General features: G+C 63.4%; 22 protein-coding genes, 1 tRNA gene and 1 riboswitch. Of the genes, 6 read left to right on the forward strand and 17 right to left on the reverse strand.

The window, feature by feature from the left end:
- Positions 1-220 precede the first annotated feature (220 nt).
- Both AC0L24_RS17665 and AC0L24_RS17670 read left to right on the forward strand, forming a co-directional pair.
- Positions 221-604: a RidA family protein gene (locus tag AC0L24_RS17665; protein ID WP_127416023.1), complete on the forward strand. Its 384-nt coding sequence runs from the start codon at positions 221-223 to the stop codon at positions 602-604.
- Between the two features lie 54 nt (positions 605-658).
- On the forward strand, positions 659-1,462 hold the full coding sequence (locus AC0L24_RS17670; RefSeq protein WP_127810142.1) for a creatininase family protein: 804 nt from the start codon (positions 659-661) through the stop codon (positions 1,460-1,462).
- Positions 1,463-1,745: 283 nt separating this feature from the next.
- On the opposite strand, the gene AC0L24_RS17675 is transcribed toward AC0L24_RS17670, so the two are convergent.
- Positions 1,746-2,255, reverse strand: coding sequence for a tyrosine phosphatase family protein (locus tag AC0L24_RS17675; RefSeq protein WP_127810141.1), 510 nt, complete (start codon positions 2,253-2,255; stop codon positions 1,746-1,748).
- Positions 2,252-3,301 carry a threonine-phosphate decarboxylase CobD gene (gene cobD, locus AC0L24_RS17680; protein WP_127810140.1) on the reverse strand — a complete coding sequence of 350 codons (1,050 nt, stop codon included), beginning with the start codon at positions 3,299-3,301 and terminating at the stop codon, positions 2,252-2,254. Before cobD ends, AC0L24_RS17675 begins: the two co-directional genes overlap by 4 nt.
- Between cobD and cbiB the strand changes: the two genes are divergently transcribed.
- Positions 3,300-4,268, forward strand: a complete 969-nt coding sequence (gene cbiB, locus AC0L24_RS17685) for an adenosylcobinamide-phosphate synthase CbiB (protein WP_127271548.1) — start codon at positions 3,300-3,302, stop codon at positions 4,266-4,268. The two genes, cobD and cbiB, sit on opposite strands and share 2 nt — an antisense overlap.
- A 40-nt stretch (positions 4,269-4,308) precedes the next feature.
- Here the strand turns inward: cbiB and cobO are convergent, their stop codons facing one another.
- The 5 genes from cobO to AC0L24_RS17710 form a co-directional block, all read right to left on the reverse strand.
- The gene (gene cobO / locus AC0L24_RS17690) at positions 4,309-4,923 is read right to left on the reverse strand and encodes a cob(I)yrinic acid a,c-diamide adenosyltransferase (RefSeq protein WP_127810139.1); all 615 of its coding nucleotides are present in this window, start codon (positions 4,921-4,923) and stop codon (positions 4,309-4,311) included.
- Position 4,924: 1 nt separating this feature from the next.
- Positions 4,925-5,440, reverse strand: coding sequence for a bifunctional adenosylcobinamide kinase/adenosylcobinamide-phosphate guanylyltransferase (gene cobU, locus AC0L24_RS17695; protein ID WP_292134854.1), 516 nt, complete (start codon positions 5,438-5,440; stop codon positions 4,925-4,927).
- Positions 5,433-6,224, reverse strand: coding sequence for a CbtA family protein (locus AC0L24_RS17700; RefSeq protein ID WP_128364076.1), 792 nt, complete (start codon positions 6,222-6,224; stop codon positions 5,433-5,435). Before AC0L24_RS17700 ends, cobU begins: the two co-directional genes overlap by 8 nt.
- A 15-nt stretch (positions 6,225-6,239) precedes the next feature.
- Positions 6,240-6,419, reverse strand: coding sequence for a CbtB domain-containing protein (locus tag AC0L24_RS17705; protein ID WP_127322049.1), 180 nt, complete (start codon positions 6,417-6,419; stop codon positions 6,240-6,242).
- Between the two features lie 36 nt (positions 6,420-6,455).
- Positions 6,456-6,650, reverse strand: a riboswitch (cobalamin riboswitch).
- Between the two features lie 65 nt (positions 6,651-6,715).
- Entirely contained in the window at positions 6,716-7,915 is a 1,200-nt protein-coding gene (locus AC0L24_RS17710) for an MFS transporter (RefSeq protein WP_128364077.1), read from the reverse strand.
- A gap of 222 nt (positions 7,916-8,137) precedes the next feature.
- Here AC0L24_RS17710 and AC0L24_RS17715 point away from each other — a divergent pair, with 222 nt between their 5' ends.
- Together AC0L24_RS17715 and AC0L24_RS17720 are read left to right on the forward strand one after the other, a co-directional pair.
- Positions 8,138-9,136 (forward strand): heparan-alpha-glucosaminide N-acetyltransferase, encoded by a 999-nt coding sequence (locus AC0L24_RS17715; protein WP_292680089.1) that lies wholly within the window; start codon positions 8,138-8,140, stop codon positions 9,134-9,136.
- Positions 9,133-9,609, forward strand: a complete 477-nt coding sequence (locus AC0L24_RS17720) for a methyltransferase family protein (protein WP_127398844.1) — start codon at positions 9,133-9,135, stop codon at positions 9,607-9,609. The genes AC0L24_RS17715 and AC0L24_RS17720 overlap by 4 nt, the downstream gene beginning before the upstream one ends.
- A gap of 306 nt (positions 9,610-9,915) precedes the next feature.
- Here the strand turns inward: AC0L24_RS17720 and AC0L24_RS17725 are convergent, their stop codons facing one another.
- From AC0L24_RS17725 to AC0L24_RS17735, 3 genes are all read right to left on the reverse strand, one after another.
- The gene (locus AC0L24_RS17725) at positions 9,916-10,302 is read right to left on the reverse strand and encodes a MerR family transcriptional regulator (protein ID WP_023685221.1); all 387 of its coding nucleotides are present in this window, start codon (positions 10,300-10,302) and stop codon (positions 9,916-9,918) included.
- A 157-nt stretch (positions 10,303-10,459) separates the two neighbouring features.
- A complete protein-coding gene (gene mgtE / locus AC0L24_RS17730; protein WP_127382185.1) occupies positions 10,460-11,878 on the reverse strand; it encodes a magnesium transporter in 1,419 nt (472 codons plus the stop codon).
- A 190-nt stretch (positions 11,879-12,068) separates the two neighbouring features.
- A tRNA-Leu gene (locus AC0L24_RS17735) sits at positions 12,069-12,153 on the reverse strand.
- A 235-nt stretch (positions 12,154-12,388) separates the two neighbouring features.
- On the opposite strand from AC0L24_RS17735, the gene lipB reads away from it, so the two are divergent.
- Positions 12,389-13,132 (forward strand): lipoyl(octanoyl) transferase LipB, encoded by a 744-nt coding sequence (gene lipB, locus AC0L24_RS17740; protein WP_127810086.1) that lies wholly within the window; start codon positions 12,389-12,391, stop codon positions 13,130-13,132.
- Between the two features lie 21 nt (positions 13,133-13,153).
- Here the strand turns inward: lipB and AC0L24_RS17745 are convergent, their stop codons facing one another.
- The 7 genes from AC0L24_RS17745 to AC0L24_RS17775 form a co-directional block, all read right to left on the reverse strand.
- Positions 13,154-14,404, reverse strand: a complete 1,251-nt coding sequence (locus AC0L24_RS17745; RefSeq protein ID WP_292337631.1) for a site-2 protease family protein — start codon at positions 14,402-14,404, stop codon at positions 13,154-13,156.
- A gap of 591 nt (positions 14,405-14,995) precedes the next feature.
- On the reverse strand, positions 14,996-15,679 hold the full coding sequence (locus tag AC0L24_RS17750) for an ABC transporter ATP-binding protein (RefSeq protein ID WP_473564051.1): 684 nt from the start codon (positions 15,677-15,679) through the stop codon (positions 14,996-14,998).
- Positions 15,676-16,962 carry a lipoprotein-releasing ABC transporter permease subunit gene (locus AC0L24_RS17755; RefSeq protein WP_128289021.1) on the reverse strand — a complete coding sequence of 429 codons (1,287 nt, stop codon included), beginning with the start codon at positions 16,960-16,962 and terminating at the stop codon, positions 15,676-15,678. The genes AC0L24_RS17750 and AC0L24_RS17755 overlap by 4 nt, the downstream gene beginning before the upstream one ends.
- A complete protein-coding gene (gene proS / locus AC0L24_RS17760) occupies positions 16,959-18,287 on the reverse strand; it encodes a proline--tRNA ligase (RefSeq protein ID WP_127272306.1) in 1,329 nt (442 codons plus the stop codon). Before proS ends, AC0L24_RS17755 begins: the two co-directional genes overlap by 4 nt.
- Before the next feature lie 654 nt (positions 18,288-18,941).
- Positions 18,942-19,226, reverse strand: a complete 285-nt coding sequence (locus tag AC0L24_RS17765) for a DUF1467 family protein (RefSeq protein WP_127267197.1) — start codon at positions 19,224-19,226, stop codon at positions 18,942-18,944.
- On the reverse strand, positions 19,223-19,627 hold the full coding sequence (gene mce / locus AC0L24_RS17770; RefSeq protein ID WP_473564009.1) for a methylmalonyl-CoA epimerase: 405 nt from the start codon (positions 19,625-19,627) through the stop codon (positions 19,223-19,225). Before mce ends, AC0L24_RS17765 begins: the two co-directional genes overlap by 4 nt.
- Before the next feature lie 103 nt (positions 19,628-19,730).
- On the reverse strand, positions 19,731-21,401 hold the full coding sequence (locus AC0L24_RS17775; RefSeq protein ID WP_473564010.1) for a ribonuclease J: 1,671 nt from the start codon (positions 21,399-21,401) through the stop codon (positions 19,731-19,733).
- Between the last annotated feature and the right edge of the window lie 44 nt (positions 21,402-21,445).

Below are 21,445 nucleotides of genomic sequence, written 5' to 3' on the forward strand. Positions count from 1 at the left end.
ACACCAAAGATTCAAGAAGCAAGACACATGCCACCGGCGTCACGCGCCGGGACCGCCCGCTTGAACGGCATTGCTATGCCAAAGGCGGACGGGTCATGCTGTACGGAAGGCATCGTGCCTATTTTTTGAACGCCTGTCCACAATCGCTCGGGCAACATGCACCGCCATCTTGAAGGTGCAATGGATCAAGCCTTAGGCTATGGCCAAACCGGAGATTGCCATGTTCAAATTCCTCACCCCGAAGTCGATCAAGCCGCCCTTTGCCCGCTACAGCCACGGCGTCGAGGTGCCGCCCGGCAAGCGGCTGGTGCTGTGCTCGGGCCAGGTCGCCATCACCGCTGACGACCAGATCCCCGAAGACGCCGGTGCGCAGGCCGAGCTCTGCTTTCAAAACATCGCGGCGATTCTCGGCGAAGCCGGCCTGGGTCTCAGGGATATCGTGCGCATCAATGCTTATGTCACCGACCGCGCGCATCTGCGGCCCTATATGGATGTCCGCGACCGGCTGTTTTCCAGCCCCGCGCCGGCCTCGACGCTGATGATCGTTTCCGGCTTTGCCCGGCCCGAATTCAAGGTCGAAATCGAGGCCCTAGCGGCGGGGTGATCGACAGGCCGCCCGTCCCGCGCTAGGTCTGCCTGACCATTGAAGAGGCATGACATGACCGTTGCGAAAAAACGCGTGTGGTGGGGCGACTACCGGACCACCGAATATGCTTCGATCGATCCGGAGGCGACGATCGCCGTGCTGCCGGTGGCGGCGATCGAGCAGCATGGCCCGCATCTGCCGGTTTCAACCGACACCTCGATCATGAACGGCATGCTCGACACGGTTATTTCGCGCCTGCCCGACGATCTCGACATCCGCATCCTGCCGGTCCAGGCGGTGGGCAAGTCGAACGAGCATCTTCACGCGCCGGGCACCCTCACACTGCCGGCAACGACGCTGATCGAAGCCTGGACCGAGCTTGGCCTGTCGATCGCGCGCGCCGGTGTGCGCAAGCTGATCGTCGTCAATTCGCATGGCGGCAACGAGGAGATCATGGGCATCGTCACGCGCGAATTGCGCGTGCGCGAAAAGATGCTGGCGGTAAAAACCAGCTGGCAACGGTTCGGCCGCCCGGCCGGCATGTACACCGAACTGGAGGACCGCCACGGCATCCATGGCGGCGATGTCGAGACCTCGCTGATGCTGCATTTCCGGCCGGACCTCGTCGACATGGCCAAGGCCGACAATTTCGTTTCCAATGTCGCCAAAGCCGAAAACGAATTTTCGCTCCTGCGCCACACCGGCACCCACGCCTTTGCCTGGATCGCTGGCGATCTCAACCCGAATGGCGTCGTCGGCGATGCCAGCATCGCGACGGCGGAGAAGGGCCGGCTGACGGCAGAATATCAGGCCGACGGGTTCATCAGCCTGCTGCGGGATGTGAGCAAGGCGAAGCTCGCGGACTGGTTGACGTAGCATAGTTGCTCGGTACAGATGCTCTGACCGTCAGATGGCACATCGTGCCCTTCTGAGAATAGCCGAAGCCTTTTTTCTTCGTCATCCTGGGGCGAAGCAAGGAGCGAAGCGACGCGGCGCAGACCCCAGGATCCATGCCGGGACTCCGAAGCGCTGCTACGGTGCAGAATTCTGCTCGGTTGCACTCTACGGCTGATGTCGCGGCATGGATCCTCGGGTCTCCGCGACGGAGCTTCGCTCCTGCTCCGCCCGTGGATGACGAAGGTGGGAAGGCTTCGGGGAGTTACCCGTCGATCCTCAGCGCGAAGGGCGTGCCTTCAAAGGCATCCGCACCGCGGCCGATCGATTCGATCGCCTCGATCATGCGGCCGTTGCGATCAAGCAGCGCATCGGCCACCGCGATCAGTCGCGGATTGGGTGTTGCCGAGGGCGACAGCGCCCGCAGCGTCCGCGCCAATTCGGCCTCGTCGCGTTTCGGCGCCAATGCGGCCGCGATGATATAGGCCGAAGCCGTCGAGCGGCTGATGCCGGCATAGCAATGCACGAGCATCGGCCTTGCCCGGTCCCAGCGGCGCGCGAAATCGAGCAGGTTGCGGACATGCTCCTCGCCCGGCATGGTCATGCCGTCCTGCGCCGCCGCGATGTCATGCATGACCAGATGCAGATGATTTTCTTTCGATATCGAGGCCGGCCGGACCACCGCCGTTCCGGCGGCAAGCAGCGACAGCATGCAGTCGGCGCCGCTCCTGGCCACCGTTTCCTCGATCTTTGCCAGCGAGCAGACATGGATCATTGTTTCGAACCCTTCGATTGATGCTCGTGCCGCGACGCCCATTCGGCAAGAACGGTCTCGAGCCGCTGCCATTCCTCCTCACTCCCCGGCAGGCCGGCGCGCAGAACGTCAGGCCGATCGGCAAAATGGCGAAGCAGGATGCCGCGCTCGCCAAGCGCGGCAAACAAATCGGCGGCATGCGGCAGGCGAAGAAACCGGAACAGCGTGGTGCCGCCCATAACGGGAATACCGAAGCGGCCGAACAGCGCATCGAGGCGCGCCGATTCATCAGCCAGCGCCGTCCGCATCGCGTCCTGCCAGTCGATGTCGGCAAGCGCGCGAATGCCGTATTCCAGCGCCGGGCCGGCAACGGCCCATGGCCCGAATTGTGTTTCCAGCCGTTCGACCGTCACAGCATCGGAAAGTGCAAAACCGAGCCGCAGGCCGGCTAGACCAAAGAACTTGCCGAACGAGCGCAGCACGACGACGCCGCCCTGGCCGACATCGCCGCAGAGGCTATGCTCGCGCGGCCCAACATCCATGAACGCCTCGTCGACAACCAGCAGCCCGCCCTTGGCGCGCAATCCGGCAGCCAGAGCCAGCAACCGGTCGCGCTCGATGACACGTCCATCCGGATTATTCGGATTGACCATGATGGCAAGGTCGGCGTCCGCCAGGTCAGCGAAATCGCCGACCTCGGTCACCGCGTGCCCGGCGATCACTGCTGCGCGGGCATGTTCGGCGTAGGTCGGACCCAGCACCAGCGTCCTTCCGGGGGTAATCAGCGAGGCGACGCGCGGCAACAGGATCTGCGTGCCCGGTGCCGCCACGATGTTGGCCGGCGACGGCGCCCCATAGGCACTGGCAGCGATCTCTGTCAGCTCACGCGTGCGCGCGGCTTCCGGCAACCGCGACAGCGAGGTGGCGGGCAGGTCGAAAAGCGGGTAGGAGTGCGGATTGATACCGGTCGAGAGGTCGACGAATGGCAGCAGGGCGTTGGGGAAAAGCGCCCTCGCGCGGCCAAGACTTCCACCATGGTCCACAACCGCCCCATTAAGAAGCTTCATGTCAGTCCTGATCGCTTTCCTGTCATTGGCCGTCGAATTCGCCCTCGGTTACCCCGACTGGCTGTTTCGCGCCATCGGCCATCCGGTGACGTGGTTCGGCAGGCTGATATCCTTTCTCGACCGCAGGCTCAACCGCGCCACTGATCCCGACGCGCTGCGTCGCAAGCGTGGTGTCCAGGCGCTGCTGGTCATCGTGCTGGTGCCGGCGATAATTGGCCTGGGCGTGCAGATCCTGTTCTGGTTCGTTCCCATGGGCCTGGTCATCACTGCCCTTCTGGCAACGTCGCTTCTGTCGCAGAAGAGCCTCTATGAGCATGTCGAGGCTGTGGCGGACGCGCTCGACACCGGTGGCCTCGCTCTGGCCCGCCTTGCCGTTTCGCGAATCGTCGGCCGCGACCCTGAAACGCTCGACAGGGCCGGCGTCTGCCGCGCCGCGATCGAGAGCCTGGCTGAGAATTTCTCCGACGGCATCGTCGCCCCCGCCTTCTGGACCGGCGTCGGCGGCCTGGCCGGCGGCGCCGCCTACAAGGCCGCCAACACCGCCGATTCGATGATCGGCCACCGCACCCCGCGCCACGAGGCCTTCGGCTGGGCGGCGGCGCGCTTCGACGACTGGATCAATCTGCCGGCGTCGCGGCTGACGGCGCTGCTGATCGTGCTGGCGGCGTTCTTCGTCAAAGGCGCTGATGCGAAAAATGCCTGGCATGCGGTGTGGCGCGACGCGAAAAAACACCGCTCACCCAATGCCGGCTGGCCGGAAGCGGCGATGGCCGGTGCGCTCGGCCTGGCGCTCGCCGGGCCGCGCAGCTACGGCGGCGTGCTCGTGGACGACGTCTTCATGGGCGAAGGTGGGCGGCGCGAGGCCGACAGCGTCGACATAAGGCGAGCGCTGAAACTCTATCGCGTCGCCGACTATCTGCTGATCGCGCTGTTTGGGTTGGTCGCGGTCATGGTCATCGTGGCGTGATCTACTTCACCCTCCCCCTTGTGGGGAGGGTAAGAAACGCTCAGAACTCGATCCCCTGCTGCGCTTTCACGCCTGCGGAAAAATGGTGCTTGGTCACGCCCATTTCGGTGACGAGGTCGGCGGCCTCAATCAGCGCCGGCTTGGCGTTGCGGCCGGTGACCACGACATGCAGGCCCTCACGCCGCGCCTTCAACGCCACAACCACTTTGTCCAGGTCGAGATAATCGTAGCGCAGCGCAATGTTCAGTTCGTCGAGCACCAGCAGGCTGATCGACGGATCGGCCATCAGTTCGAGCACCTTGGCCCAGGCGGCTTCGGCGGCGGTGATGTCGCGCTTCAGGTCCTGCGTTTCCCAGGTGAACCCCTCGCCCATCGCGTGCCAGACGACGCGGTCGCCGAAGGCGGCGAAGGCGTCCTTCTCGCCGGTGTGCCACTTGCCCTTGATGAACTGGACGACGCCGACGCGCTTGCCGTAGCCGAGCATCCGCAGCGCCAGGCCGAAGGCAGCCGTGGTCTTGCCCTTGCCGGGACCGGTGTTGACGATCAGCAATCCCTTCTCGACCGTCTTGCTCGCCACCTCGGCATCCTGCACCGCCTTGCGCTTGGCCATCTTGGCGCGGTGGCGTTCTTCGTCCTTATCGTCGATGTCGGTCATGTCATTTCACCTTGAGCGGCAGCCCCGCCACCATCAGCAGCACCATGTCGGCGACGGCGGCGACCTGCTGGTTGAGCCGGCCGGCGGCATCGCGAAACCGGCGCGCCAGTGCATTGTCCGGCACGATACCTTGGCCGACTTCATTGGATACCACGAACCATGGCCCGCGCGGCCGCGACAGCACCTCCGCCAATCGCCGGCATTCCAGCTCGAAATCGTGTTCAGCCAGCATGTGGTTGGTCAGCCACAGCGTCAGGCAGTCGACAAGCACCGGCCGATCCTCCGGCAAGGCGGCAAGCGTACCGGCGAGATCGAGCGGTGCGTCGATGGTCGTCCAGCCTTCGCCGCGCCGCGATCGGTGCAACGCGATGCGTTCATGCATCTCGTCATCATAGGCTTGCGCCGTGGCGACATAGATCCAGGGAGGCGGCAAGGCGGTCGCCAAAATTTCGGCGTGCGCGCTCTTGCCGGAGCGCGCACCGCCGATGAGGAAGGTCAGTGTCTTGCGATCAGGCAAAGCTGTCGCGCAGGCTGGTCGCGGTGCCGGTGAAGCGGCCACGCACCACACCGACGACCGCGCCGAGCACCAGCCAGAACACCAGATTGGTCACGGTCACCGCCACCACGAACTGGTGATGCAGCCCTTCCGGAATCGCCGTCTCGTAACTGCCGGGCTGCGGCGCACCGACAATATGCGGCGCGACGATCAGCAGGACGGCAAGGATCGCCAGCGGCAGCGACTTGCGGAACGCGATCAGGCCGAGACCGGCGGCGGTTGCCGCCACCGTTGCCCACCACCAGATCTGCCGCTGGGTGAGATCGGCGGCCGGCATGGCCGGCAGTTCCGGCGGCAGGCCGAGGCCAGGCGCCAGCGTGAACACGGCGAAGCCGGCCAGGCCCCAGAACACGCCCTGGCGCCAGCCACCGATGCCGCCGGCGAATTCGGAGACCGCGACCAGGATCAAGGCGAAGCCGATGCCGGTGACAATGTTGGCAAGCACGCTGAAGGCGAAACGCTCGAAACCCTCTGCCGGCGCCCAGCCTTCGTCTGCCGGAGCGGCTTCCGCCGCCGGGGCAGCAGAGCTCATGGCATCTCCCGCCGGTGCAGTTGTGCTCATGGCATTGCTATCCGTTGCGGCCGGAGCGGCATGGTCATGGTGATGCCCGCCGCCCGCCTGTTCGTAGACTTCCGCCTTCAGGATCAGCGGCACGGTGGCGTAGGCCTGCAGGCAGGCGAGGACGACGCCGGCCACGAGCCCTGCGATCGCCGCGATGAACACAACGTTGCGAAACAGGTTCATGATGTCAGCCCCTCGTCAGTGGCAGGGAAACGCCATCGAATGGCGATAGTCGTGAGCCGCATTGTGGACCGCATCGATATGCGAGAAGCCGACAAAGCCCATCACGAAAATGCCGAGCAACGCGGCAAGCGCGAGCTGCATGAGGCGCGACTGCGAGGAGACGGAGGCGCCGAGGGAGACGGAAGCGGTAGTCATGTCTTGTCCTTTCGCCCTCCACCCGAGGGCATCGAAGTCAGTTTCCTGTCGCCGGCAGGTCTCCTGGCTCACGGATCAGCGTCCTTCCCCACCTTCCCGAAGAAAATCTTCAGTGGCATATGGAGAGGACTACCGCACACAGTTGCGGGGGCAGCCACGGCATTGGGCAAAATTCGCCCTCACCGCATTCCCTCTTGGCTCCAAAATGGAACCGGCGACACCGGTGACTATAGGCAGAATCCTTGCTTCCGGCAAACCAAATTCCGCCGGTGACCATTGCGAATGCGCCATGAAGGTCAAAGTGATTTCGGCAGATAGCGCCACGTCACAAAGCCGCAGACCGCCGCCAGCAGACCGAGCGTGACGAACACCGAGCCCAGGCCGAAGACGGCCAGCGCCACCGAATAGACCAGCGGCGGCGTCAACTCGGAAAAGTCGAGATAGGTGCGGTAGACCGCTGCCATCTGAGATCTTTCATAGGAGCGCACCGAGCGCATGAAGGCGGTCGAGCCGAGGGCGTCGAGCGCAATGGTGAAGAAGGCACCGCAGAGCAGGAAGGCGCCGGTAAGCAGCGGCACGGTTTCGCCGACGAAGCCCGCCGCCAAAAGCGCGGCCGACATGGCGAAATAGGCAAACGTCATGGTCCCGCGGCCACCAAAGCGCTTTCCTGCCTTGCCCCAGAAAATCGCCATGAACAACAGCGCGTTGCCGGCCGAAACCAGCAGGCCGCCGGCCAGCTTGCCCTCGCCTGTGATGACCATGAACAGCGGCCCATAGACGAAGAACGTCGTCCAGAAACAGGAGCGCCCGAAAGCGATCAGCCAGGCCAGCCTGAGCCTGGGCTGCGCGACGAAGCGGCCGATATTGGCGAGCGGATTGACTGGCCGTGTCTTGCCCGGACGAATAGACTGGTTGTCGCCGAGGCGGTAGGTCCAGAACAGCGCCAGCAGGGCAAACGCGAACACCGCGACCGTACCGTGCGCGGCATAGATGCCGAAGCGCGTGTAGAGGAAGATGCCGAGCGTCGGCCCACCAGTCCAGGCCAGCATCGACCACGCCATGCGCAGCGATTCGGCCTGCATGAAGTCGGTCTTGCGGATGTGGTCCATGATGTAGAGGTTGAGCGTGATCGACAGCGCGCTGGCGCCCATCACCCGGCACAGCATGCCGGCCAGTTGCCCGGCAAGCGTGTCGGTAACGAAGAACAGCGAGCCGACGGCCAGCAGGCAGGCGCCTGATGTGTAGACCCAGCGCCGGGCAAAACGGCGGATCAGCATCGGCATGAACAATGTCACCGACAGCCCGAGCATCGCCACCACGGTGTAGAGCATCGACACGATCTGCTCGTTGTGCAGGATCTCGTAGGCCTGGATCGGGATGACGCTCGACACCGTGGCGCGGGCGAAGGATTCGACCGCATAGAGCGACGCGAAGGTGCGCGCGTCCGCGGCCTTGAGAGCCGGCAGCCAGATCGGATGGCGCACATGGGTGGACATTGCTTTCCCCGAAGCAGATTCACCGGGTCAAATCTGACTTGGCGATCCCAGCGCCAATAAGAGGAAACCGACGCGCATCCGGCAAAAGCGAAGCCGGCCAAAGGCTTCCCTGCACTGGCCCAATGCCGCGGCTGACCCGGGTTGTCGGCAGAGTTGCCGGTCTTCTTTTGTCCAGGGCAACCGTGATAGTCCTCCAGCGGGGCTGAATCAGAATGCGAGACCATGAGCATCCAAACGCCGACCGCACCCGTTCCGGATCGACCAAAGCGCATCGTCGCTATCGACATCGTGCGCGGCATCGCGCTGATCGCCATGGCGAGCTACCATTTCACCTGGGATCTGGAGTTCTTCGGCTACACCGATCCCGGCCTGACCGCCTTCGGCTGGTGGAAGATCTACGCGCGCTGCATCGCCTCGACCTTCCTGTTCCTGGTCGGCGTCAGCCTGTACCTCGCCCATGGCCGACAAATCCGCTGGAACGGCTTCTGGAAGCGGTTCGCCATGGTCGCGGGAGCCGCGATCGCGATATCGGTCGTCACCCGTATCGCCACGCCGGATGGATTCATCTTCTTCGGCATCTTGCACGAGATCGCGCTGGCCAGCCTACTCGGCCTCGCCTTTCTGCGGCTGCCGGCACTGCTGACGCTTGTCGTCGCCGCGCTCGTCATCGCGGCGCCTGTCTATCTGCGCCTCGAGGCGTTCGATCACCCATGGCTGTGGTGGGTAGGCCTGTCGGCGAACAATCCGCGCTCCAACGACTACGTTCCGCTGTTTCCGTGGTTCGGCGCCGTGCTTGCGGGCATCGCGGTGACGAAACTCGCCGCCGGTGCCGGCCTGCTTGCCCGGCTTGCCAATCTGGCGCCCGGTCGCTTGGCCAACCCGCTGGTCTTCATCGGCCGGCACAGTCTGGCGTTCTACCTGATCCACCAGCCATTGCTGATCGGCTGCATGTGGCTGTTCTCGCAGATCATGCCGGCACAGGTCGAAACCCCGCAGGTGAATTTCCTCAAAACCTGCCAGCTGTCCTGCGAGCAGTCGCGCGACACCGAGTTCTGTACGAGCTACTGTGTCTGCATGCTCGATACGCTCGAGGGCGAGGCAACGCTTGATCGGCTCTACAACAACGACCAGACTGCGGAATGGAAGACGCATCTGTCCGATCTCGCCGGCATGTGTACCGCCAAGACCGACAGCAAGTTGATGGAGGAAGGGGTCAAATGACCGAGAACCAGCCTAAGCCGGGGCTCATACCGTGGCCGCCGCTGATCTACACCGCCGCCATCGCCATCAGCATCGCGCTGGGCCTGCTCTATCCCCTGCCCTGGATCGGTGACCTCCTGGGCGATATTCTTTTCGCCACCGGCTGGGTGGCGCTGTTTGCCGTCGCCGCGCTCTGGGTCACCGCGATCCGCACCATGGTCCGCGCCAAGACCACGCTGAACCCGAACGCTGTGCCCGATCACCTGGTCACCACGGGTCCCTTCGGCATCACCCGCAATCCGATGTATCTGGCCAACACCCTGCTGTTGATCGGGGTCGCCTTTGTCTCGGGCATCGTGTGGTTCCTGCCGCTCGCGTTCATCGCCGCCTATGTCACGCAAAAAATGGCGATCGAAGGCGAGGAAAAGGTGCTGGCGGCAAAATTCGGCAAGAAGTACCGCGACTACGCCAAACGCGTGCGCCGCTGGATCTGAGCTGGCGCCCCTGGTTTCCATCGCGGAGAGGTTTTGACAGGTGCACACTTCGGCGATTAGCGAACTTCGTCATCCTAGGGCGAAGCAGGAGCGCAGCTCCGTCGCGGAGACCCTAGGATCCATGCCGTGACCTCGGTCGAGGAGTGCAGCGGAGCAAAGTTCTGCGCCGTCGCGGTGCATTGCAGTCATGGCATGGATCCTAGGGTCTGCGCCGCGTCGCTACGCTCCTTGCTCCGCCCTAGGATGACGAAGGAATAGACGTCTCCGCTAATTCCGAACGCTAACGCGCGACAGAATCCAGTCCGCTCAGGTATTCACGCCAAGCTCAACCAGCCGCTCCACACAAGATTCCTCGGCCTGGTCGAGTTCAGCCAGCGTCTCCTCGAGATCGCGGCGCTTCTGCCGGAGATCCTCGCGCTTTTCCTCGATGCGCTTGATCATCAGGTTGAGCTGGCCGACTTCGCCGGGCGGCTCCTTGTACATCTGGATGATTTCGCGGATTTCGTTGATCGAGAAGCCAAGCCTCTTGCCGCGCATGATCTGACGGATGAGGTGCCGGTCGGAGGGGCGAAACAGACGCGTGCGGCCACGCCGCACCGGCTGCACCAGCCCTTCGTCCTCGTAAAAGCGAAGCGTCCGCGTCGACACGTCGAACTCGCGGGTCAACTCGGTGATCGAATAATATTCTCGCATTGCCACTCCCGCACGCCGAAACCAAGGGGCGATCGCCATGCCGGCGTCACCCTTATGTCCCGAACCAAAACCCGTGCCATGCCGGAATCGACATGGCGCCCCGCGCAAGCCTCGCACGGCATTTACGTAAAAGTCAATTAAGCCAAAAGGCGTGCCTTCAGGGCACACCGAACCACCACGTGGCAATGCCGAGAAATGCAAAGAAGCCGACGACGTCGGTAACCGTGGTGACAAAAACTGCCGAAGCGACCGCCGGATCGACCTTGAAACGATCGAGCAGCAGCGGGATCAGGATGCCGGCCAGGGCGGCCACGAACATGTTGATGATCATCGCCGCCGCGATGATGCCGCCCAGGTTGGGGTCACGGAACCAGGCTGCCGCAACGATGCCGATCAGGATGGCGAAGACGATGCCGTTGATGAAGCCGACACCCATCTCGCGGCGAATGATGCGGCCGGCATTGTAGATGTCGAGATCCCTGGTCGCCAACGCCCGCACGGTGACGGTCATGGTTTGCGAGCCGGCATTGCCGCCCATGCCGGCGACGATCGGCATCAGCACCGCCAGTGCGACGATATGTTCGATCGTGCGGTCGAAAAGGCTGATCACCGACGCCGCCAGGAACGCGGTCAGAAGGTTGATCAGCAACCACGGAACGCGTGAGCGCGAGGTCGAAAAGATGCTGTCGGAAAGCTCCTCGTCGCCGACGCCGCCCATGCGCATCAAGTCTTCTTCGGCCTCCTGCTGTATGACGTCGACAACATCGTCGATGGTCAGAACGCCAACCAGCCGTTCGTTCTCGTCGACGACTGCGGCCGACAAAAGATCGTACTGCTCGAATTCCCGTGCAGCCTCTTCCTGGTCCATGGTGGCCGGAATGGCGTGCCGCGTCTCGTGCATCACTTCCTCGACCTTGACCGAACGCTTGGTGCGCAGGATCTGGTCGAGGTCGATGGCGCCGAGCAGCTTGAAGCTCGGATCGATGACGAAGATCTGGCTGAAGCGCTCGGGCAGATTCTGGTCGTCGCGCATGTAGTCGATGGTCTGGCCGATCGTCCAGAACGGCGGCACCGCGACGAACTCGGTCTGCATGCGGCGGCCGGCCGTCTCTTCGGGATAGTCGAGCGAGCGGCGCAGCCTGATCCGCTCGGTGAACGGCAGCTGCGACAGGATCTCGTCCTGATCCTCCTTCTCGAGGTCTTCGAGAATGTAGACGGCGTCGTCGGAATCGAGCTCCTGTACCGCCTGCGCGATCTGCGCATTGGGCAGACTGTCGACGATCTCCATACGGATCGCCTCGTCGACCTCGGTCAGCGAGGAGAAGTCGAAATCGGCGCCCAGGAGCTCGACCAGCGCGTGGCGCTGTTCGGGATGCAGCGCCTCGAGCAGGTCGCCGAGTTCCGACTGGTGCAGGTCGTCGACTTCATGCTTGAGGGTCAGCGTGTCGCGGTCGGCGATCGCCGCGCCAATCCGCGCCAGGAAGGACGAAAGCACGGCGCCGTCCTCGCCATAGATGTCGGCGTGGTGCTCCTCGGCGGCCCTGGCGCCAATCGTCCGTTCGTGCTCGCCTTCCACCAGCGCCTCCCGCCACAAGAATCCCGGAAAAGGTGCAAATCAGGTCTAGAGCATCGGACCCAAAGGGGAAACCGGTTTCGGGAGAATCCGACGCTCAAAAAGAAAGTGGCGTAAAGCGCGGGAATATCAAACGAAATGCGCCCGGCCCGCAGCGGGCGGAGCTTGCACAATCGGGATCTGGGAAGGAAAATGGTGCGGTCGAGAAGACTCGAACTTCCACGGGTTGCCCCACAGCGACCTCAACGCTGCGCGTCTACCAATTCCGCCACGACCGCACGTGGTAGAGCCGGAACCGACCGGCTCGCGGCGTGTAGCAAATCGTTTCCGGCGAAACAAGTGCACGGCAAGCAATAATGTCAGGCGATTGGCATAATGCTCCACAGGGTCCGAACGCAGCGCCGGAACTGGACGTTTGCGCCTGATATCGCCATATGGAAGGCAAGTTGATGTCACCCAAAGGTGCGAGGCGGTTTTGGGACGCGACATGCATAAGCGAAAAGACGATACGCCATGCCCGAACGCAGCCAGATCGCCACGTCGTTCCTGCCGCTCCCCGGTTCAGCACCGGTCGAATGGCTGATCGAGCCCGGCCTTACCGCCTATCCCGAAGCACTTGCCTTCATGGAGGCGCGCGCCGAGGCGATCCGCAGCGGCGCTGCCGGCGAAATGGTCTGGCTGGTCGAACACCCGCCGCTCTACACGGCCGGCACCAGCGCTCGCGGCGAGGATCTGATCGACGCCAGCCGCTTCCCGGTATTTGCGGCCGGCCGCGGCGGCGAATACACCTATCATGGGCCGGGCCAGCGGGTCGCCTATGTCATGCTTGATCTGAAGCGGCGGCGTGAGGACGTCCGCGCCTTCGTCGCGGCGCTCGAACAGTGGATCATCGGCACGCTCGCTGCCTTCAACGTGCATGGCGAGCGCCGCGAGGACCGGGTCGGCGTCTGGGTGGTGCGGCCGGATCGCCCTGCCCTGCCGGACGGCTCACTGGCGGAGGACAAGATCGCGGCCATAGGCATCCGGCTGCGGCGTTGGGTGAGTTTTCACGGCATCGCTATCAATGTCGAGCCCGACCTCGACCATTTCAGCGGCATCGTGCCTTGCGGCGTGCAGGACCACGGCGTCACCAGCCTCGTCGATCTCGGCCTTCCCCTGACCATGGCCGACCTTGACCTGGCGCTGAAATCCGCCTTCGAGGATGTGTTCGGTCCCGCCACGGTCTTGCCTGTCGAAGCCGAGCGCAAGGCCGGCTGATTCTTCCGGATCCGGTACGGCTCAAATCAGTTGGGCGGAGGCCCACAATACGCCATAGCCATGGATGGCGAACACTGCCAGCAACGCCGCCGCCATGGCGAGCCGGTCGATGGTGCGGATCGGCTTCAGCTCGTAACGCGGCTTGACCCCGCTGCTCATCGTCAGCAGGCTGAGGATCGAAAACACCGCTCCCGTCGCGAGCAGGAAGTTGGAGGAAAAGCCGGCCTGCCAACCGACAGCCAGGAAAGCCGAGAGCAGGAAGAAGGAAGCCAGCGCCAGCCCGACTGGTCCCGGACAGATCTGGCGCAGCACCTGGCCGCCGTCGAATTTCCACACCGGCACCAGATTGGCGATGTTGAACAGTGCGGCGAAGCCCGCCAGGGTCGCCAGCAGGGCCGCCGCCAGCCGGTGGCCTTCCGCGCCGGCCAAGGTGCTGGCAGCGATCACAACCGGCACCAGGAATGCGGAGAAGCCGGCGCCCATCAGCGCCACGAAAGCCACCTCGAAACGGCTGTCATAGGGCCGCCCGCCAATGGCGATGCCGCCGAGCAGCGGAATGAAGATCATCCGTGCCCGGTTGTGGCCCATAAGCCGGAACGCCGCCATATGGCCAAGCTCATGCAGGGCGACCACCGATGTGAGGATCGCGGCCAGTGCCAGACCGCCGAAGTGAAGGCCGAAGAATGGCCACAGGATCAGCGCCGAAAGCCCGGCAAAGCCAACCTGGCTGAGCGGATGCTCGAACCAACCGCCCTTGCGATACTGCCCGGTCCGCGCCCAGCGCTGCAGCTTGGAGAGTTCGCGGCGCAGGGCGAAATAGCGGAACACCAGGAAGGCGACGCCGCGATAGCGATCCGTCTGGCTGAGCGTCACCCGCGTGCCGTTGCCCTCGGAAACGAGTTCGGCGGTTTCGGAAAAGTCCTTCCAGAACGAAGCATCGAGCGCGGTGTCCTCGATGACACGCATCGAGAAGCTGATACCTTCGACGACGTCTTCAAACCGCGACCTGCGTTCGATCGGCTTGCCGTCGCGACCTTCCCACGACAGCGTCATGCGGGCCACGCCCTCGCCGTCCGGCGCCTCGGCGGAAAGGATCTCACCGGACCAGCCGGCATCGCTGCCGAGCGGCCACAGCGCCTGCCAGAGGCGCTGACGGTCCATCGCCACCAGACGGGTCAGACGGACCGTGCGCAAACCAAGCGGCACGGTCATCAACAGAAAGATCAGCCCGAGATTGCTGGCCACCAGAATGGCCGTGACGATGGGCGACACCTGGACATTGCTCCCTGTCTTGCCGAGGTACCCTAACGTTACGGCGGCAAGAAAAGCTTAACGGCGGAACGGCCGTCGACCGCATAGGACCCGCGGCGGCGAACGCCGCCAAATCACATGGCTCCGATCCAGATCGCCATGGAAACAAGGAACGTGCTCATGCAAACCAGTGAGATGACATCCTGAACCAGATCGGTCATAACTCTCTCCTGTTGTTGATATGTTCGCATTTTGTTCTAATTTTGTTTCAAAGTCAACGGGCACGATCCGCCCGCGCCCGGAATTCCGGGCGATCAAATCGGCAGGGTTAAGGAAAGGTTGATGGGCGAGCGACGGTGCCACGTGGGCTGACCGAAGCCTTATGCGATTAGCCATCGCATCGTCATCCTAGGGCGGAGCAAGGAGCGGAGCGACGCGCGCAGACCCTAGGATCCATGCCGTGACCCAGGGGCGATGCTACGGTGCAGAATTATCGCTCTGATAGAGGTCGCATATCCTCGACCCCTGCATTTGTCTCGAAAGTAACGGCATGGATCCTAGGGTCTACGCTCCGCTCCGCGGAGCTTCGCCCTAGGATGACGACATCAGAGACTAAAGCGGCACCACTTTGCCGTCGGCCAGGGTGACGCGCCGGTCCATGCGCGATGCCAGTTCGTGATTGTGGGTGGCGATCAGCGCCGCGAGGCCCGATTGCTTGACCAGCGCCGCCAGCGCCTCGAACACATAGGACGCGGTGACCGGATCGAGATTGCCGGTCGGCTCGTCTGCCAGCAGCACCAGCGGCGCATTGGCGACCGCACGCGCGATGGCAACGCGCTGCTGTTCGCCGCCGGAAAGTTCGGACGGCCGGTGCGACGCGCGCTTGCCGATCTGCATGTAATCGAGCAGCTGCGCCGCGCGCTCGGCCGCGTCCTTGCGGCTGAGCCCCTTGATGAGCTGCGGCATCATGATGTTTTCCAGCGCCGAGAATTCCGGCAGCAGGTGATGGAACTGGTAGACGAAGCCGACATCGTTGCGGCGGATCGCCGTGCGCTCGTCATCGGAGAGCCGCCCGCAGGCACGGCCGGCCAGGATGACGTCGCCGGCGCCGGGACGCTCCAGCAAGCCGGCAGTGTGCAGCAGGGTCGACTTGCCGGTGCCCGACGGCGCCACCAGCGCCACCATCTCGCCGCGCTTCAGCGAGAAATCGGCACCGTTCAGGATGGTGAGCTTGCGCGGCCCCTGGACATAGTGCCGCTCGACGCTCTTCAGCTCGATAATGACCTCGGCCACTATTCGTACCTCAAGGCTTCGACCGGATCGAGGCGCGCGGCGCGCCATGCCGGAAACACCGTTGCCAGGAAGGACAGTCCGAGCGCCATCAGGACGACATAGGTCGTCTCGCGCGGATCCATCTTCGCCGGCAACTGGCTGAGGAAATAAAGCTCCGGATTGAACAGCACCTTGCCGGTCATCCATGAGAAGAACTGGCGGATGGATTCGATGTTGGTGCAGATCAGCACGCCGAGCAGCACACCGGCGAGCGTGCCGGTCACGCCGATCGCTGCCCCCGTCATCAGGAAGATGCGCAGGATGGCGCCGCGCGACGCCCCCATGGTGCGCAGGATGGCGATGTCGTGCCCCTTGTCCTTCACCAGCATGATCAGGCCGGAGATGATGTTCAGCGCCGCCACCAGCACGATCAGCGTCAGGATCATGAACATGACGTTGCGCTCGACCTGCAGCGCGGAGAAGAAGGTCTCGTTGCGCTGACGCCAATCGATCATGTCGATCGGCCGCTGCGCCGCCGCCTCCACCTTCGGTTTCAGCGCATCGACATCGTCTGGATTGTCGACATAGATCTCGATCGTTTGCGCCCGCCCGTCCATGTTGAAATAGAGCTGCGCTTCCGAGAACGGCATGTAGACGATGGAGGTGTCATATTCGGACATGCCGACTTCGAAGATCGCCGCGATCTTGTAGCCCTTCATGCGCGGCGTGGTGCCGATCGGCGTCACGTCGCCGTCGGGCGAAATCAAGGTGATGGTATCGCCAAGCGTCAGGCCGAGATTCTCGGCCATGCGCTTGCCGATGGCAACGCCCTCGCCGGAGTCGAAATCGGCGATCGAACCCTGCTTGATGTTGCTGGCAACGATGGCGATCTTGCTCAGATCCTCGCCGCGTATGCCGCGCACCAGCGCTCCGGTTCCGCCGCCGACATTGCCTTGCGCAAGCACCTGGCCATCAATCAGCGGGATGGCGTATTTAACGCCTGCTACACCGTTGATGCGGCTGGCGACCTGCGCATAGTCCTCCAGCGGCGAATCGAGCGGCTGCACGATCAGATGGCCGTTGACGCCGAGAATGCGCGTCAAAAGCTCCGCCCTGAAACCGTTCATCACCGCCATCACCACGATCAGCGTGGCGACGCCCAGCATGATGCCCAGAAACGAGATCGAGGCGATCACCGAGATCACCGTCTCCTTGCGCCGCGAACGCAGATAGCGCCAGGCGACCATGCGCTCGAAGATGGAAAAGGGTCCGGCGCCGACCGGTCTTGCCGCCACCGCCTCGTTCATGCGGCGACACCGAAACGCTTCTTCACGTCTGCGATCGGCAGCGTCTCGCGCTCGCCGGTCTTGCGATTCTTGATCTCGATCTCGCCGGCTGCGACACCACGCGGCCCGACGATCACTTGCCAGGGCAGGCCGATCAGGTCGGCGGTGGCGAACTTGCCGCCGGGCCTCTGGTCGGTGTCGTCGTAGAGCACGTCCTTGCCGGCGGCGACGAAAGCGGCATGCAATTCGTCGCAGACGCGGTCGCACTCGGCGTCGCCCGCTTTCATGTTGATCAGCCCGATGTCGAACGGAGCCACCGCCTCCGGCCAGATGATGCCGTTGTCGTCATGGCTGGCTTCGATGATCGCCGCGACCAGCCGCGACGGACCGATGCCGTAGGAGCCGCCGGAGACGAAATGATCCTTGCCGTCGGGCCCGGTCACCTTGGCGCCCATCGGCTTCGAATATTTGTCGCCGAAATGGAAGATGTGGCCTACCTCGATGCCGCGCGCCGAAACCTTGTCGCTCTCGCCGATCTTCTCCCACGCCGCCTCGTCGTGCATCTCGTCGGTGGCTGCGTAGGGTGTCGTCCAAGTCTTGACTATATCGCCGATCTCGGCGGCATTGGCGAAGTCAGTCTTCTCTCCGGGCACATCGAGCGAAAGATAGTCGCGGTGGCAATAGACCTGGCTCTCGCCGGTGTCGGCCAGGATGATGAATTCATGGCTGAGATCGCCGCCGATCGGCCCGGTGTCGGCCCGCATCGGTATCGCCTGCAGCCCCATGCGCGTAAAAGTCCGGAGATAGGACACGAACATCCTGTTGTAGGCCGCCCTGGCGCCCTCGAAGTCGAGGTCGAAGGAATAGGCGTCCTTCATCAGGAACTCGCGCGAACGCATGACGCCGAAGCGCGGCCGCACTTCGTCGCGGAACTTCCACTGGATGTGGTAGAGATTGAGCGGCAGGTCCTTGTAGGACTTCACATAGGCGCGGACGATCTCGGTGACCACTTCCTCATTGGTCGGGCCGTAGAGCATGTCGCGGTCCTGCCGGTCCTTGATGCGCAGCATCTCCTTGCCATAGTCGTCATAGCGGCCGCTTTCGCGCCACAGATCGGCCGACTGGATGGTCGGCATCAGGATTTCCAGCGCTCCGGCGCGATTCTGCTCCTCGCGGATGATGCGGCAGACCTTGTCCAGCACCCGCTTGCCGAGCGGCAGCCATGAGAAACTGCCCTGCCCCTGCTGGCGGATCATGCCGGCGCGCAGCATCAGCCGGTGCGAGACGATCTCGGCCTCGCGCGGGTTTTCTTTGAGGATCGGCAGGAAATAGCGCGACAAACGCATGGACAGGTCCGTGAGTGAGGAGGGCCGCGTCAGAATCGGCGCGACTTTGGCTTGCTTGACCCGGCTTCATAGCCATTTCAAGGCGGAATGGGAACCCGGACGCTTCGGCCCGAAAAGCGGCAATCGATTTTCAGAAAGCATGGGATAGCCGGGATCAGAAGCGTCGCACCGTCCTTCGCCCGCCCAGAAGACCCACGGCGCTGCAAGGCCTTCCGGTCACCGCGCGCGCCTTGATGATCGTTCGCCAAGCAACGCCTGCCACACTATTGTGCAGTGCAGCACGAGAATGCCCGTTTCAAGGCAAAATTCTTCGTGACATTTTCATTCGCCTTAGGCTAATGTACCTCGATAACCGAGAGGGTAGAAAAAAATCTGCTCTCCTACGCGGTCAAAGTCTTGGGAGGATGCGATCTAGGCGCGGTTACTCGCTGCCGCCGGAAACCGGAAACAGATCGGACGCGTTTAAATTGCAAGGCCTCGTGCCTTGCATTTTTTTTGTGCAATCATCTGCTTAGCGCAACGCGTTGCCAAACCACCTTACCCAGCGTCAGCGCTCGTCCGGCCGCAAAACGGCACGGCATCCCTGTCTGGAACCAAGCTGTTCCGAAGGATGAAAACGTCTTTGCCGGACAAATCTTCTTGGGCCGGGGCCGGCTATTTGGCTAAGGTTTGGCTGAATTCCGGCACGATGTGCGGGATGTCGTTGAGGCTGTATCCAAGCCCATGCGTCAGGCCATAGAAAATGCCCATCAGGATCGCGGTGGCGATGGTGGTGCGGATCACGGCGCGCAGCATGTGAGGTCCGCGCGGCGCGCTCGGAACCGTGCCGAGCGTCACGTCACGATCGTCGTCCTGCGTCCTCACGCTGAACGGCAGCACAGCGAACAGCACCACCCACCAGGTCGCGAAAAACAGGGCGGTGAACGAAACCCAGCTCATGATTGCTCCAGTTCGATCAGCGTTCCGAAAAAATCCTTCGGGTGCAGGAACAGCACCGGCTTGCCGTGCGCGCCGATCTTCGGACTGCCGTCGCCCAGCACGCGGGCGCCGGCGGCCTTGAGCTGATCGCGCGCGGCCAGGATGTCGTCGACCTCATAGCAAAGGTGATGCATGCCGCCAGAGGGGTTCTTCTCCAGGAAGGCGGCGATCGGCGACCCCTCGTCCAAAGGCTCCAGAAGTTCGACCTTGGTGTTGCCGACATTGACGAACACCACCGTCACCCCATGCTCCGGCAGCGCCTGCGGCGCCGTCACTTCGGCACCCAGCGTGTTGCGATAGGCGGCGACGGCGGCCGCCAGATCCGGCACGGCAAGCGCGACATGGTTGAGACGTCCGAGCATTGGCACTCCCAAGTAGGGGAGTAGGGGAATACGGGAGTAGGGGAAAAGACAGATATGTCAGCTGTTTGCTCTTCCTACTCCCCTACTCCCGTACTCCCTTTCGTCATCTTGTGACGAATACAGTCACCAGCGGCTTCTTGCCCCAGGCTTCGTTGGCGGCGCCGCGCACGGCGCGCCGCACTGCTTCCTGCACCAAGTCGAGGTCTTTTCGGCGCTGACGGGGGATGGAATCCACCGCGCCGATTGCCGCATCGGTCATCAGATCTTCCAGCGACTCGCCACGGCCGTCGGCCTCGGCGACGCCGATGGCGACCAGGTCGGGGTCGCCGGCAAGCTCATATTTGTCGTCCAGGACGACATTGACCGCCACATGGCCGGCAAAGGACAGCTTGCGCCGGTCGCGGATGCCCATCGCCTGATCGGTGCCGATCAGTCTGCCATCCTTGTAGATACGGCCGAACGGCACCTGATCCATGATGGTGGCTGGGCCGGGAGCAAGCCTGAGCATGTCGCCGTCGCGCACCTGCGCCACCTGGCCGATGCCCGATGTCGACATCAGCGAGCCCTGCGCCACCAGATGTGCCGCCTCGCCATGCACGGGAACGCCGATCTGCGGGCGCACCCATTTATACATCTTGCGCAATTCGCTGCGCCGCGGATGGCCGGAGACATGCACCAGTGCATCGCCGTCCTCTATGATCTTGACGCCGAGGTCGATGAGGCGGTTCTTGATCTCGAGAATCGCCTTCTCGTTGCCGGGAATGGTACGCGAGGAAAACACCACCGTGTCGCCCGCCGTCAGTGACACCGACTTCATCTCTTCGCGCGACAGCTTGGCCAGTGCGGCCAGCGGCTCGCCCTGGCTGCCGGTGCAGATGATGACCAGGTTCTCGCGCGGGATGAAACCAAAATCCTCCTCGGCGATGAACTCCGGCAGACCGTCCATGTAGCCGAGTTCGCCGGCCACATCGATGACCCGCTTCAGCGAACGGCCAAGCACCAGGCACTGGCGTCCGGCATCGCGCGCCGCTTTGGCGATCGAGACGATGCGTCCGACATTGGAGGAGAATGTGGTGACGGCGACACGGCCCTTGGCAGCCTGGATGACGCCCTTGAGGCCCTCGCCCACAGCCACTTCCGAAGGCGACTCACCTTCGCGCAGCGCATTGGTCGAATCGCAGATCAGCGCCAGAACGCCCTTGTCGCCATAGGCGCGGAAACGCGCCTCGTCGGTCTTCGGCCCGATCGTCGGCTCCGGATCGATCTTCCAGTCACCGGTATGGATGACGGTGCCTGCCGGCGAGGTAATGGCCAGCGACATCGGCTCGGGAATCGAGTGCGCGACCGGAATGGCTTCGATCTCGAACGGGCCGACGGTGAATTTCTCGCCCGCCCGGTAGATCGTCACCGGTATTTTCGGCGCGCCCTGCTCGCCTTGCCGCTTGGCCTCCAGCAGGCCGGCGCTGAACGGCGTCATCCAGACCGGCGCCTTCAGCTTCGGCCATGTGTCGAGCAGCGCGCCATAATGGTCTTCATGCGCATGCGTGATGATGATGCCGCGCAGATTGGCGAGGTTCTCCTCGATGAAGCGCGTGTCGGGCAGCACAAGGTCGACGCCCGGCAGGCTGGCATCGGGGAAGGTCACCCCGACATCGATGACGATCCATTCGCGCGCATTGGGCGGCCCGTAGCCGTAAAGAGCGAAGTTCATGCCGATCTCGCCGACGCCGCCGAGCGGCACGAAGACGAGTTCGGCGTTTTCCGCTTTCGCCATGATTTTTCCCTTCCTGGCCCTCAGGCCAAGCCTAAAAAGCAATT

The organism is Mesorhizobium sp. WSM4809, assembly GCF_055811655.1.

Coding starts and splice junctions, on each gene's coding strand:
- AC0L24_RS17665 (WP_127416023.1), top strand. CDS start 221: ATGTTCAAATTCCTCACCCCGAAGTCGATCAAGCCGCCCTTTGCCCGC.
- AC0L24_RS17670 (WP_127810142.1), top strand. CDS start 659: ATGACCGTTGCGAAAAAACGCGTGTGGTGGGGCGACTACCGGACCACC.
- AC0L24_RS17675 (WP_127810141.1), bottom strand. CDS start 2,255: ATGATCCATGTCTGCTCGCTGGCAAAGATCGAGGAAACGGTGGCCAGG.
- cbiB (WP_127271548.1), top strand. CDS start 3,300: ATGTCAGTCCTGATCGCTTTCCTGTCATTGGCCGTCGAATTCGCCCTC.
- cobD (WP_127810140.1), bottom strand. CDS start 3,301: ATGAAGCTTCTTAATGGGGCGGTTGTGGACCATGGTGGAAGTCTTGGC.
- cobO (WP_127810139.1), bottom strand. CDS start 4,923: ATGACCGACATCGACGATAAGGACGAAGAACGCCACCGCGCCAAGATG.
- AC0L24_RS17700 (WP_128364076.1), bottom strand. CDS start 6,224: ATGAACCTGTTTCGCAACGTTGTGTTCATCGCGGCGATCGCAGGGCTC.
- AC0L24_RS17705 (WP_127322049.1), bottom strand. CDS start 6,419: ATGACTACCGCTTCCGTCTCCCTCGGCGCCTCCGTCTCCTCGCAGTCG.
- AC0L24_RS17710 (WP_128364077.1), bottom strand. CDS start 7,915: ATGTCCACCCATGTGCGCCATCCGATCTGGCTGCCGGCTCTCAAGGCC.
- AC0L24_RS17715 (WP_292680089.1), top strand. CDS start 8,138: ATGAGCATCCAAACGCCGACCGCACCCGTTCCGGATCGACCAAAGCGC.
- AC0L24_RS17720 (WP_127398844.1), top strand. CDS start 9,133: ATGACCGAGAACCAGCCTAAGCCGGGGCTCATACCGTGGCCGCCGCTG.
- AC0L24_RS17725 (WP_023685221.1), bottom strand. CDS start 10,302: ATGCGAGAATATTATTCGATCACCGAGTTGACCCGCGAGTTCGACGTG.
- lipB (WP_127810086.1), top strand. CDS start 12,389: ATGCCCGAACGCAGCCAGATCGCCACGTCGTTCCTGCCGCTCCCCGGT.
- AC0L24_RS17755 (WP_128289021.1), bottom strand. CDS start 16,962: ATGAACGAGGCGGTGGCGGCAAGACCGGTCGGCGCCGGACCCTTTTCC.
- proS (WP_127272306.1), bottom strand. CDS start 18,287: ATGCGTTTGTCGCGCTATTTCCTGCCGATCCTCAAAGAAAACCCGCGC.
- AC0L24_RS17765 (WP_127267197.1), bottom strand. CDS start 19,226: ATGAGCTGGGTTTCGTTCACCGCCCTGTTTTTCGCGACCTGGTGGGTG.
- mce (WP_473564009.1), bottom strand. CDS start 19,627: ATGCTCGGACGTCTCAACCATGTCGCGCTTGCCGTGCCGGATCTGGCG.
- AC0L24_RS17775 (WP_473564010.1), bottom strand. CDS start 21,401: ATGGCGAAAGCGGAAAACGCCGAACTCGTCTTCGTGCCGCTCGGCGGC.